We start from the raw sequence: 13,379 nt of genomic DNA on the forward strand, positions 1-13,379 counted from the left end.
CATTATAACTACCTGTCATTAATATCATAAATCCAGTAGCAGAGCATACTAGTAATGTATCAATATATACAGAGAAAGCCTGTACTAACCCCTGTTTTGCAGGATGGCTAACTTCAGCTGCAGAAGAAGCTTGCGGACCAGTTCCTTGACCAGCTTCATTTGAATATACACCACGTTTTACTCCCCAAGCTATTGTAGACCCTAATATACCACCAAATGCTGCTTCTGCACCAAATGCAGATTTAAATATAAGCGATAAGATCTCTGGAACTTCACCTATATTTACTATTATTATAACTATAGCCATAAGTATATATAAACTTCCCATAATTGGTACTATTAACTCAGCTGCTGAAGCAATTCTTTTTATACCACCAAATATTATAAGTCCTAGTACTAATACTAATATACCAGCTACTATCTTCACATCTATTCCAAATGCATTATTTACTGCAGATGCTATAGAGTTTGATTGAACTCCAGGTAGTAGTAAACCCGTTGCCAAGAGTGTAACTATAGCAAATAAAATTCCATACCATTTTGAAAAAGTTGTATTACCTAGGCCTTTCTCAATATAATATGCCGGTCCACCACGATATTGACCTTCATGTTCTTCTTTGTATATTTGACCTAATGCAGATTCTGCAAAAGCTGACCCAGCACCTAAAAATGCAATTGCCCACATCCAGAACAATGCACCTGGTCCACCCATTGCTATAGCAGTTGCAACCCCTGCTATATTACCAGTACCTATACGTCCAGCTAAAGCTGTACATAGAGCTTGAAATGAAGATATTCCTTGAGCTGATTTTTCACCTTTAAAAAGAAGTATAACCATTTCTTTGATATTCCTTAGTTGAGAGAATTTCGTCCTAAAAGAAAAATAAATTCCTGCGCCTAAACATAAGTAGACTAGCCAGCTGCTCCAAATCACATCATTAATTGCACTAACAATACCTTCCATAAGATACCTCCCATGATATTATATACCCTTTTGATAGCCTAAGCCGTGGTATGACTTACTTGGTTAAATTTTATGATTGTAAAGTTCGTAGTGGCTTTAGCCTCTATTTATACTATTTCTTCATCTTATGTTTATATCCTCTCATTTGTTTCAATTTTCTGAAATTTTCAAATGCATACATTCTCTTTTAATAGATTTTTATATAGAATATAGAGAAAGGTCAAATGTAAAAACATTCAACCTTTCATTGTGATCTTATAGTAATATAGTTATTATATTCATACTACCTTCATTAATAATTTTTTGTAATGTTTTTTGGATTTTGACTCTTATCTCCTCTGGCATAGTGTATAGCTTACTTTGTAATTGCTCTTTTACTAAGTCATGTAGAGATTTTCCAAACATGTTTGATTCCCATAATTCACTAGGGTTTTGCTCAAATTCATCTAAAAGATATTTAACCATATCTTCACCTTGGCTTTGACTTCCTACTATAGGAGAAACTTCTGTAGATATATCTGCTTTTATTATATGAAGCGATGGAGCATTAGCTTTTAATTTTACCCCATATTGCTTTCCTTGCTTAATTATTTCTGGTTCTTCTAAGCTAAGTTCATCTAATGAAGGTGCCACAACCCCATAACCTTTTGTCTTGGCATCCATCAATGCACTTTCAATTTTATCATATTCTACCTTTACTCTTGATAGATTAGTTATAAGGTTAAGTAATTGACAGTCTCCATCAATTCTAAATCCACTTTTTTCTTCTAATACATTATAAAATAGATCTTGCTTAGTACTTAAATCTATAGTTATTACACCTTCACCAAGCTCTACGTTATCTACTTCCGTATCTTGTAAGAAATCTAACTCAGAAAATCCTGTTACTATACTATTTATATCTCTGATTTTTCCAATATCAGCTATACTTTGTTTTAGTGTAGATATTATATTATTTTTTATCCAGTGATTACTTTCAAGACCTTCTACCCAATCTGGTAAGTTTATTCTTATTTCTGATAATGGGAAATCATAAAGTACTGTTTCCATTACTTGTTCGATGTCTTCTTCTTCCATTTCTATAACATTTATTGGAACTATCGGTACATTATATTTTTCTTCTAATTCTTGTCTAAGTAACATAGTTTCCTCACTATTTGGATATAAAGTATTTAAAACTACTGCAAATGGTTTATTTAAAGCTTTTAATTCGCTTATTACTCTTTCTTCTGGTCCTACATAACTTTTTCTATCTATTCCTGTTACAGATCCATCAGTTATCATAACTATACCTATTGTTGAATGATCTCTTATAACTTTTTTTGTTCCAATCTCTGCTGCTCTTTCAAAAGTCATTGCTTCTTGAGACCATGGAGTTGATACTAACCTTTGTTTTCCATCTTCTTCATGACCTAAAGCTCCATCAACTATGTATCCAACACAATCGACCATTCTCACCTTTAATGATACTGTATCTCTTATTTTTATTTCCACCCCATCAGCTGGAACAAACTTTGGTTCAACTGTCATTATTGTTTTACCTGACCCACTTTGTGGTATTTCATCTTGTGTTCTCTCTCTTTTAAACTCATTTTCTATATTCGGTAGGACTAAAGTCTCCATAAATTTTCTTATGAAAGTAGACTTCCCTGTTCTAACTGGCCCAACTACACCGATATATATATCACCTTGAGTTCTTTTAGATATGTCTTCATATATATTGTTCATCCAATTCCCCTCCTGCATATAATTTCTTACTAAATTATATTGAGATAAATGGACTAATATTACAAAAATAAATTTTAGATTTGTTTATAGTACCAATGTCCACTTTATATCTATAAAAATTTTAGCTTTAATGGGCAATACTATATAAATCACACTCATTAATCAAAATAAAAAAAGCTAGGATTATAATCCTAGCTTATCATTTACTACTTCTTCTATTTCATGAGTTTTATTTCTCATCATTAAATCTATTACTACATCATTTGGTTTTAAACCTTTATATAATACAGAGTAGATTGCATTTGTTATTGGCATATCTATATTCAGCTCTTTTGCAACTTCGTAGGCAACTTCTGTAGCAGTTATACCTTCTACTACCATTTTTACTTCTGCCAAAGTTTCTTCTAATGACTTTCCTTGGCCAATTAATATACCAGCTCTTCTATTTCTACTATGCATACTTGTACAAGTAACTATTAAATCACCTATACCTGATAATCCTGAAAATGTAGATACATCAGCGCCCATAGCTATTCCTAGTCTACTAATTTCTCTTATTCCTCTAGTCATAAGAGCTGCCTTAGTATTATCACCATATCCTAATCCATCACAAACTCCTGCCCCAAAAGCTATTATATTTTTTAGAGCTCCACCAAGTTCTACTCCTACTATATCAGGATTTGTATAAACTCTAAGTTTAGGACTCATAAATATATCTTGTACAATTTGAGTTACTTCTATATCTTCTGATGCAACTACAACTGTAGTAGGTATATCTTTTGCTACCTCTTCAGCATGAGATGGTCCAGATAAGGCTACATATGGATTGTTTGGAAGTTCTTCTTTGCAAACTTCTGATAACCTAAGACCAGTTCCTTTTTCTAATCCTTTTGCAACATCTACAAGTATTTGCTCATCTTTAACAAATGGTTTAATTTGACTACAAACACTTCTTATTGCTTGAGATGGAACTGCTAAAACTATTATTTTACTATTTAGTATAGCTTCTTCCATATCTGTAGTTATAGTTATATTATTTGGAAATAATACACCTGGTAAATAATCTGTATTTTCTTTTGTTCTATTAACTTTTTCAGCTTGTGCTTCATTTAGAGTCCACATACTTACTTCATAGCCTTTTTTAGCAAGGCTTAAAGCTAATGCGCTTCCCCAACTTCCAGCGCCTAAAACACACATTTTTTCCATACTAAGCACCACCTAACTATACTAAAAATTATTCTTTCTTTTGCCCAATCTTTCTCTCTGTGCCTTTTATAAGTCTTTTTATATTTTCTCTGTGAGTATATACAACTGATGCTGTTAAAAATAAAGTAACTAATAGTCCTTTTTGATTTTTAGTAAAAGCCATTATAATTGGTGCCATACCTATACCAACAACTGATCCTAATGATACATATTTAGTAATTGCTACTACTACTAAAAATACTCCAAAACAACTTAATGCTATTATAGGATTAACAGCAATCATAGCACCTAGAGATGTAGCAACACCTTTACCACCTCTAAATCCTAAAAATGCTGGCCAGTTATGTCCACATACAACAGCAAATACAGCTATGTAACCTGCAGTTACTCCATCGACTCCTACAAAGTAAGCTATTATTTTAGCTATAAATACCGCAACTATACCTTTTAGTAAGTCTCCTATAAAAGTCATTGCACCTGCTTTTTTACCATGAGTTCTAAGTACATTAGTTGATCCTGCATTTCCTGAACCTTGAGTTCTTATATCTACTCCGCTTAATCTTTTTGCAACTATATAAGAAGTAGATATATTTCCTAAAAGATATGCAATTATAATAATTATTAAATAACTAAACATATTAAATCCCCCTTAGGCAAAGCTGTTACTTTCTACCTTTTTCTCTATATTCAAATTTAACTGAAGTTCCTTCAAATCCGAAGTTTTCTCTAATTTTATTTTCAAGGTATCTTTGGTACGAGAAGTGAGTTAACTCCTTATCATTTATGAATAAAGTAATTTTAGGTGGCTTAACATCTGTTTGCGTACCGTAGTATATCTTTAATCTCTTACCTTTATCTGATGGTGGTTGATTTAACATTACAGCTTCACCTATAACATCATTTAATGCTGAAGTTGATATCCTCTTAGCATGTTCACTTGCAATATACACAACCATTTCTAATATTTTGTTCATTCTTTGATTTGTTTTTGCAGAAACAAATAGTACTGGTGCATACATCATGAATGGGAACTTTTCTTTTATTTCTTTTGTGTAGTTTCCTAAAGTCTTATTATCTTTTTCAATTAAATCCCACTTGTTAACTATGAAGATACATCCTTTACCTTCATCATGTGCTATACCTGCAACCTTAGTATCTTGCTCTGTTATACCTTGTTCTGCATCTATAACTATTAATACAATATCTGCTCTATCTACTGCAGTCATAGCTCTTATTACACTGTATTTTTCTACAGTTTCGTAAATCTTACTTTTTCTTCTTATACCAGCTGTATCTATTAAAAGGAATTTTTGGTCATTTCTTTCAATGTATGTATCTACAGCATCTCTAGTAGTTCCTGCAACTGGACTTACTATAACCCTTTCTTCTCCTAATATGTTATTAAGTATTGAACTCTTACCTGCATTAGGTTTACCTGTTATAGCAACTCTTATTAAATCTTCGTCAGCATCCATGTTTAATCCTTTAGGGAAGTATGAAATAACTTCATCTAATAAATCCCCAAGACCCATACTGTTAGCACTCGAGATACCAAAAGGCATTCCAAGTCCTAGTTCATAGAAATCATAAACATTGTCAAATTGACTTTGACTGTCTATTTTGTTAACTACTAATATTACTGGCTTTTTAGTTTTTCTTAACAGTTGTGCTACTTCTCTATCTGCAGCTGTTAGCCCTGATTTTCCATCAACTACGAAAAGTATTACGTGAGCCATATCCATTGCAAGCATCGCTTGATTTCTCATTTGAGATAATATTATATCTCCATTGTCTGGCTCTATACCACCTGTATCTATTAATGTAAAGTATCTGTCTAACCACTCTACCTCTGTAAATATTCTGTCTCTTGTTACTCCTGGAGTATCTTCTACTATAGATATCCTTTTTCCTGCAAGTTTGTTGAATAAAGTTGATTTACCAACATTTGGTCTTCCAACTACTGCAACTACCGGTCTGTTATTATAATTATCGCTCATATAATTCTCCTTCTTTATTTTAAAAGCTTATCTACAAAATCTTTTCCTTCATTTAAGCAAGGTACTACTTCAATTTTCATGATATCTTTTATTCCGTCTAAAGTTATATTATCAAGGAATATATCCTCATCTGCTTTTAACATACTCTTTGGTATATATAAAGTTTCACCTAAATCTTTGCCTTTTAACTGTTCTATTATATCAGTGGCTGTAATAAGCCCAGAAACAGTTATTGTTTCTCCAAAAAATTCATTTCTTATTTTATACACATCTATTTGAATATTATTAAATTTGTCCATTACACATTTAGCCATATCTTTTATAAATTCAAATGCTGAATGCCCTGTAGCTATAGAAACTTTTTTCTTTCTTGTAAGAGCATCTGTTGGTAATTTATCTAAATGATTTTGAATTTCTCTTTCTAGCTTACTTATCATACCTACACCATTTTCAAATTGAATGAAGCCTTCATACTCATCGTATTTTAACAATGGTCGATTTGCTATTATATAAAATTCATCTGATAAAAACGCAAATCTAGTTCCTCTTTTTTCAAGATACATACTTTGTAAATCATGTATTTGATCTATAGTTTCTCCTGCAGTTTTTTCATTAAATATTTCTAAGCCTGGTAGATGACCTCTATGTTTAGTTATTCCAACTGGAACAATAGCTGCACTATTTACATGTGGATATAATTTTTCTAAATCAGATATAGTTCTTGTTAGCTCTTTTTTATCATTATAACCTGGGCATAAAACTATCTGGCAGTTCATTTGTATACCAGCTTCTGCTAGTCTTTCCATAATACTATATAATTTACCTGCAAATTTATTTTTTATCATCTTCTGTCTCAACTCTGGATTAGTAGTATGTACAGATATATTTATAGGGCTTATTCTATATTTAATTATATTATTTATGTCGTCTTCACTCATATTTGTAAGAGTTACAAAGTTACCCTGAAGGAATGAAAGCCTTGAGTCATCATCTTTAAAATAAAGAGTCTCTCTCATACCTTTAGGAAGTTGATCTATAAAACAAAATACACATTTATTTCTACAACTTTTTGCTTGATCTATTATAGGATTAGAAAACTCTATTCCTAAATCTTCATCATATTCTTTTTCAATTTCATATATATATACTTCGCCATTAATCTTTTTTATTTCTACTTCTAAATACTCATCACTTAATAAAAACTTATATTCTATAATATCATGTATAGGTTGCTCATTTATAGATATTAGTAAATCTCCGACTTCTACTCCTATCTCTTCAGCTATACTACCTTTATACACTTTACTTATAACATTATTTATTTTTTTTACATTTACTTCCATTTTAAGTCACCACTCTTCTTTAAGAAAAATTCGTTTCGATTATGTCCATATCTAATAGATATAGTACATCTCATTACCTAAATGCATCATATTATAATACCATGTTTTGGTCAAAATAGTCAATGTTTGTTGAATCTTAAAGAAAGGTACCCTTGGGTACCTTTAATGTTTTACTACTATTAGCGTCCCTTTATCTATTTCATGAACCATCCCACTTACACATTTAGCCATCAACATTGCTTTATTTTGTAAGTCTTTTGAGTCATCTGCATAAAATACAGGGCATCCACCTATGTTTTTAATATTTTGATCAGTTGTTATTATAGCTAAGGTATACTCATTTAGTCCTACATTCATTCCCATATTATTTATGCACTTCCTTTCTTACCTATTGTGTAGTTTTTAAGTGACAGGTTTTTTCCTTTCGCACTTGCTAAAATAGGGCATGATTTAACAGCTTCTATAACTTTGTCTAAATCTTTTTCCATAGGTATATATGCAACCATTATACTTTCATTTTGGGGATTTCTTCTTGGTAATGGTACAAAAGCTGGTTCATTAAACTCTCTATATAATCCTAATCTCGAATAAAGGTTGTACATTATAGCTTGTCTTTGACCTGGATCAAATAAAATGCCTGCATTAGTATAATTTTTATCTTTTGGTATAATTTCTATACCTATACCTTTATTAAGATACCTTTCTCTATCAACTTCTAAACCTATATTTGTAATTCCCTGTAATTCTCCAATCTTCATTATAGATCCATTAACAAAACTTATTTCTGCAGGGACTACATCTGCTATATCTCCAATACTCTGTCTTCTCAAAACTTTTTTTAATAAAAATGCTAGTATTAGACCTGACGCTGAGCTTAAAATTAAATTTGACGTTTCTGCCATATTAAGCTCAGCTTTAATCAAGTAAAACATTCCTACAGTTAAGCAAGATGTAATTATGCACATATAATTTCTAACCTCATAAGTTCTAGCTATCTCTTCTATAAACGAATTCCCTCTTGTTACGAGCTGTAAATCTTCTAAATTCTGTAATGTATTTCTTCTATTTGCTCTTACTTGTCTAAATTGTTCTGCTGCTAATGACAAAAATGTTATCGAAGTATAAGAGCGTTCTATCAAAGCAGGTACTAATAAGGCTCCTAATGAAGATGCCACAAAAGCAAGCACTAGCTGAGATAATAACATATTTGGCTGTGTAGGGTATTGTTCTTGATCTAGATTCAACATAATGATTCTAGAAGTCAATCCAATAGCTAATCCTATAAAAAATATTTTATCCATCTAATCACTCCTCAAATATCAACTATTATTCTTTTTATAAGCACTTTGCTTGCCTTTAGAAAATTCTAATATAGGAGTACTTTTAGCTACATTAATCATCGTATCTATATCTTTTATTAATGGAATGTATGGAAGTACTACTGTTTCTTTTTCTAAATCAGTTCTTGATGTTGTTATAATATCTTTTTCATCTACATCTTTATCTATCCCTAAATGAATAAAAATATTATGTATTATTGCGTCTCTCTGACCCTTATCATTTATTACACCAAAGCATCCTCTATTTCTAGGGATAATTTCTATAGCAAGTCCTTTTTCCAAGTATCTTTTTCTAGTATCTTCAAGACCTATATTAGTAATTACAATATCATTTACTTTTAGAATTGGTCCATCAAATACTATCTTAGCTGGTATAATATCTGCAAAATCTCCAACACTTTGTCTTCTTAGACTTCTTTTAAATGCTAATCCAACTATACTTCCGGAAACAATAGCTGCCACTGCACAAGCTAAAAATCCCGGGTCATACCTTCTAGCTATAACAATATACGTTGCAGAAGCTGCTAGTGCTGAAAATAAACTAATATAGCTTCTCGATTCATATGTAGATGCTATTTCTTCTACATATGCAGATCCTTTAGGGACTATCTCTGTATTATCAATATTTTCCAGTGTAATTCTTTCTTGCTCAGACAAACCTTGAAATTGTTGTATAGCAACTGCAAAAAATGTTAATGCTGAAAATTCCTTATCTATAAGAGCAGGAAGTGCTACTGCTCCAAGAGATGCAGAAAGTCCAGAAATTATTATTTGCTCTAAATAGTCTTGTGGTCTTGATGGATATTGTTTGTCCGTCACCCTTAGTACAAGACCTCTGCATATTATACCTACGATTGTTGATACTAAAAATGCTCGCCTAAATAAATCTGCATCTAGTAAACTTCCTTCCATTATCTCAACTCCTTTGCATAATCAACTTTTTATTGAACATTTTTTCATAAGATTAGTTTGTGCAAAAATAAAAAAAAATTTCCTTCTTTTAAAGGAAATTTTTTTGAGGTATGGTAACTATAAATTCACTACCTTTACCTAGTTCACTATTTACTTGTATTGATCCATTTAAATATTTTATAATATGCTTAATTATAGCAAGACCTAAGCCTGTTCCGCCAACATCCCTACTCCTTGCTTTGTCTACTCTGTAGAACCTTTCAAAGATGCGCTCAACATCTTCTTTAGGTATCCCTACCCCAGTATCTCTGATCTTTATAACTATATCTGAATTACTAGATAATACATCAATATTTACTTTGCCACCCTCTGGTGTATATTTAATTGCATTATCTATTAGATTTAAAAATATTTGCTTTATATAATCTCTATTAGAAAGTATACAAGTATTCTCATCATTAAAACTATAGTTAATATCTATATCTTTATTTTTATAAGTATAGCTAGTCATATCATATACTTCTCTAAAAACATCATATACTTTAACATCTTCTATAGGAATACTATCCTTATTTTCTATAAATGATAATAATAATATATCATCTATAAGCCTTTTTAATCTGTCTGATTCTGATTCTATTATTGCTAAAAATCTATTTCTAGTCTTTGGATCTATATCTTCATTTATTCTTAATGTTTCTACAAATCCACTTATAGAAGTAAGAGGCGTCTTAAGCTCATGGCTAACATTTGCCACAAAGTCACTTCTCATATTTTCAAGCTTAACTTTTTCTGTAATATCTTCAATATTTACAATAGATCCTATCATTACACTATCTGTATTTTGAAGGTATACAGGGTCTAGTTTAATTTTATATACGGTTCCATCAGATATGGTTATTTCACTACGCTCATTTTGCTTAGATCCTAAAAATTTAACTATCTCTTTTAAGATTCTTTCTTCTCTTATTATTGAGTTGATATTATGTCCTTCAACTAATTGTCCTGGCGTACTTTTTATTATCTTCTTAGCTTCTTCATTTATAAGTAATATATTTGCATCTATATCTATTGCTAAAATACCGTGAGATATACTCTTTAGTATTGATTTTAGTTGTATATTTTTATCTTCAACCTCATCAATAGTCTTATCCATAGTTTCAATCATATTATTAAAGTTTCTAGTAAGTTCTCCTAATTCTCCATTTGCAGACACATTAAGCCTTGTATGAAATTCTTTATTACTTACATTTTTAGAAACATAGATAAATTCTTTTAAGTATCCTCTAAGCCTTATGGTATATCTAATAGACAGTATAGCTACTACTATTGACGCTAGAGTAATAAAAAAGTATATTGTATTTATTTCGTCCATATTTTATTTCTCCTGCGTATTATTTTTTATTAATCAATTTTGTAACCTACTCCTCTTATAGTCTCAATATACTTCTCTTGGCCGTTTTCTCCTTCAATTTTTTTTCTAAGGTATCTAATATGCACATCTACAGTTCTAGTTTCTCCATAGTATTCATACCCCCAAATTTTATCTAATAGATAATTTCTTGAAAGTACTTTCCCTTTATTCTGTATTAACAATTTTAATAGTTCAAATTCTTTAAGTGTTAACTCTATTTTTGCATTATTTTTAGTAACTTCATGTTTTGATAAATCTAACTTCAAATTGCCTGCAAATAATACACTTTCTTCATGTTCATTATTTAAATTGTATCTTCTAAGTACTGAACTTATTCTTGCTAGCAATTCTTTTATACTAAATGGCTTAGTGATGTAATCATCTGCTCCAATCTCTAACCCCTCTACTTTATCATTTTCCATATTTTTTGCTGTTAGCATTATAACTGGAGTATTTTTTAATTCTTTATCACTTCTTATCTTTTTCAATACCTCTATACCACTTATATTTGGTAGCATCCAGTCTAATAGTATTAAATCTGGGTTGACTTCTTTAGCCTTTAAAAATCCATCAAATCCATCATAAGAGTAATCTACCTTATAATTTGATATTTCTAAATTAAACTTAAGCAATTCAACTATGTGCATTTCATCATCTATAACTAAAACTTTAGTGTCCATCTAAAACTTGCTCCTCTCTAATTTATCTGAAGTATCATCCCAATCCTCTTTGGTGTTTTTTCATGTACTCTATAAGAGTGGAATTCATGTCCATTACAGCTAGTACATAAATTCAAGTTAATAATATTTTCATTTTTAACATTACTACTTCTTAGTATGTACTCATTAATTTTCCACAAATCTAAATAATACTTTCCTTCTTTTATTATATAGAATTTTTCATCATTGTTTGTAAGAATTGTGTTAAATTTTTCAACTAGCTCTTCAGATACTTCATAGCAACAAGGACCTATAGATGGACCTATAACGCATACTACATCTTCAGCATTTGTATTGTAGCTTTTCTGCATAGATTCAATAGTTTTTTGAGCTATCTTATCAAATGTACCTCTCCATCCAGCATGAGCAACACCAATTGCTTTATTTTTTTTATCTATTATTGCTATAGGTACGCAGTCCGCTGTAAATATAAGCAGCGGAACATCTTTTAAATTTGTAATTAGAGCGTCCCCTTCTATTTTTTGACCAATATTACTTTCCTCAACTTTATTAACTATATCAGAGTGAATTTGTATGTTACTAGTTAAATTATTAATATTAAATTTACCTTCCTCACATACTTTTAACATATCTTCTCTTGATTTTGCATCAATACTTTTATATGTAATAGCTAAATTTACAAAGTCTATAGTTTCTTCTATCTCTTTAACATTTATGTAGCTTCTCATCTTTAGTCCCCTTTTTCCATCAATATGTTTTTTAGTTCTATTACAAAAGTATTTATATCCTTAAACTGTCTATATACTGATGCAAATCTAACATAGGCAACTTCATCTAAGTCTTTTAACTTATCCATTACCATTTCTCCTATTTTAACTGCCTCAATCTCTGAAATATAGCATTTATTTATTTCATTTTCTATGTAATATACTATTTCCTCAATTGCTTCTATGGGTACAGGTCTTTTCTCACAAGCCTTTAATAGTCCATATTTTATTTTTTCTCCATCAAAGTATTCTCTACTTTGATCTTTTTTAATTACCATTACTGGCGTTGTCTCGATTTTTTCATAAGTAGTAAATCTCTTTTTACAAGATTCACACTCTCTTCTTCTCCTAATAGACTTACTATCAGTATGCCTCGAATCTATAACCTTTGATTCTTTATAATTACAATATGGACACTGCATTGTGCTTCCTCCTTTGTTTTACGTCAATTATATATTAAACTCGTCTAAATTAAGTTCTGAACCTATATTTACTATTATTGTATCACAACCTATTTTTAAAATATCATTCCAAAATATTATCTCTCCTTCTCCACCTCTTGAGAATATTCCTCTTCCTCCATCTCCTAAAAGAGTAAAGGATACTATCTTACCCTCGTTAACATCCATATCAATGTCTGTTATATACCCAAGTCTTTTTCCATTTTTTACATTTATAACTTCTTTATCCATTATATCAGAAACTCTAATCATATTATAATCTCCCTCCTCTTAAAAATAAATATGTATTTGTCCAAAAAAAAATGACCTATATGGGTCATTTTTTTATATTTAAAAATTATCTGTATATTTTTCAAGCATCTTTATAAACTCTTCCACCAATTCTGGATCAAATTGAGTTCCTGCATTTTTCCTTAATTCTTCTATACCTTCTTCTTGACTTTTTCTTACATTGTAAGGTCTATTAGAAGTCATAGCATCAAAACTATCTGCAATAGTAAGCATCCTAGCAAGGTAAGGTATTTCATCTCCTTTTAGTTTCGATGGATATCCTCTTCCATCATACCT

At 30.5% G+C, this 13,379-nt stretch carries 15 protein-coding genes; all 15 read right to left on the reverse strand.

Annotated features, from left to right (window positions below; all coding sequences use genetic code 11):
* Positions 1-964, reverse strand: a 964-nt coding sequence (locus CHL78_RS17545) for an alanine/glycine:cation symporter family protein (RefSeq protein ID WP_147295846.1), incomplete at its 3' end; no start/stop codon positions are given.
* A gap of 255 nt (positions 965-1,219) precedes the next feature.
* Positions 1,220-2,692 carry a stage IV sporulation protein A gene (gene spoIVA / locus CHL78_RS17550; protein ID WP_094366440.1) on the reverse strand — a complete coding sequence of 491 codons (1,473 nt, stop codon included), beginning with the start codon at positions 2,690-2,692 and terminating at the stop codon, positions 1,220-1,222.
* A gap of 183 nt (positions 2,693-2,875) precedes the next feature.
* Complete coding sequence (locus CHL78_RS17555) at positions 2,876-3,898, reverse strand: NAD(P)H-dependent glycerol-3-phosphate dehydrogenase (protein ID WP_199534108.1); 1,023 nt, start codon at positions 3,896-3,898, stop codon at positions 2,876-2,878.
* Between the two features lie 28 nt (positions 3,899-3,926).
* On the reverse strand, positions 3,927-4,535 hold the full coding sequence (plsY, locus tag CHL78_RS17560) for a glycerol-3-phosphate 1-O-acyltransferase PlsY (RefSeq protein ID WP_094366438.1): 609 nt from the start codon (positions 4,533-4,535) through the stop codon (positions 3,927-3,929).
* 25 nt (positions 4,536-4,560) lie between these two features.
* Entirely contained in the window at positions 4,561-5,895 is a 1,335-nt protein-coding gene (gene der, locus CHL78_RS17565) for a ribosome biogenesis GTPase Der (protein ID WP_094366437.1), read from the reverse strand.
* Between the two features lie 14 nt (positions 5,896-5,909).
* Positions 5,910-7,238, reverse strand: a complete 1,329-nt coding sequence (locus CHL78_RS17570; protein WP_094366436.1) for a DUF512 domain-containing protein — start codon at positions 7,236-7,238, stop codon at positions 5,910-5,912.
* A gap of 162 nt (positions 7,239-7,400) precedes the next feature.
* Positions 7,401-7,595: a capping complex subunit for YIEGIA gene (locus CHL78_RS17575; protein WP_243446476.1), complete on the reverse strand. Its 195-nt coding sequence runs from the start codon at positions 7,593-7,595 to the stop codon at positions 7,401-7,403.
* Positions 7,596-7,606: 11 nt separating this feature from the next.
* Entirely contained in the window at positions 7,607-8,539 is a 933-nt protein-coding gene (locus tag CHL78_RS17580) for a YIEGIA family protein (protein ID WP_094366434.1), read from the reverse strand.
* An 18-nt stretch (positions 8,540-8,557) separates the two neighbouring features.
* On the reverse strand, positions 8,558-9,490 hold the full coding sequence (locus CHL78_RS17585) for a YIEGIA domain-containing protein (protein ID WP_094366433.1): 933 nt from the start codon (positions 9,488-9,490) through the stop codon (positions 8,558-8,560).
* 88 nt (positions 9,491-9,578) lie between these two features.
* Positions 9,579-10,865, reverse strand: a complete 1,287-nt coding sequence (locus CHL78_RS17590; protein ID WP_094366432.1) for a HAMP domain-containing sensor histidine kinase — start codon at positions 10,863-10,865, stop codon at positions 9,579-9,581.
* 29 nt (positions 10,866-10,894) lie between these two features.
* The gene (locus CHL78_RS17595) at positions 10,895-11,584 is read right to left on the reverse strand and encodes a winged helix-turn-helix domain-containing protein (RefSeq protein WP_094366431.1); all 690 of its coding nucleotides are present in this window, start codon (positions 11,582-11,584) and stop codon (positions 10,895-10,897) included.
* Between the two features lie 17 nt (positions 11,585-11,601).
* Positions 11,602-12,312, reverse strand: a complete 711-nt coding sequence (gene pgeF, locus CHL78_RS17600; protein ID WP_094366430.1) for a peptidoglycan editing factor PgeF — start codon at positions 12,310-12,312, stop codon at positions 11,602-11,604.
* Positions 12,313-12,314: 2 nt separating this feature from the next.
* Entirely contained in the window at positions 12,315-12,773 is a 459-nt protein-coding gene (gene nrdR / locus CHL78_RS17605) for a transcriptional regulator NrdR (RefSeq protein WP_094366429.1), read from the reverse strand.
* Between the two features lie 27 nt (positions 12,774-12,800).
* Complete coding sequence (locus tag CHL78_RS17610) at positions 12,801-13,064, reverse strand: YlmC/YmxH family sporulation protein (RefSeq protein ID WP_094366428.1); 264 nt, start codon at positions 13,062-13,064, stop codon at positions 12,801-12,803.
* A gap of 78 nt (positions 13,065-13,142) precedes the next feature.
* The coding region (locus tag CHL78_RS17615; RefSeq protein ID WP_275540659.1) for an HD-GYP domain-containing protein at positions 13,143-13,379 on the reverse strand (237 nt) is incomplete at its 5' end.

The organism is Romboutsia weinsteinii, from assembly GCF_002250835.2.
Lineage (GTDB): Bacteria > Bacillota > Clostridia > Peptostreptococcales > Peptostreptococcaceae > Romboutsia_A > Romboutsia_A weinsteinii.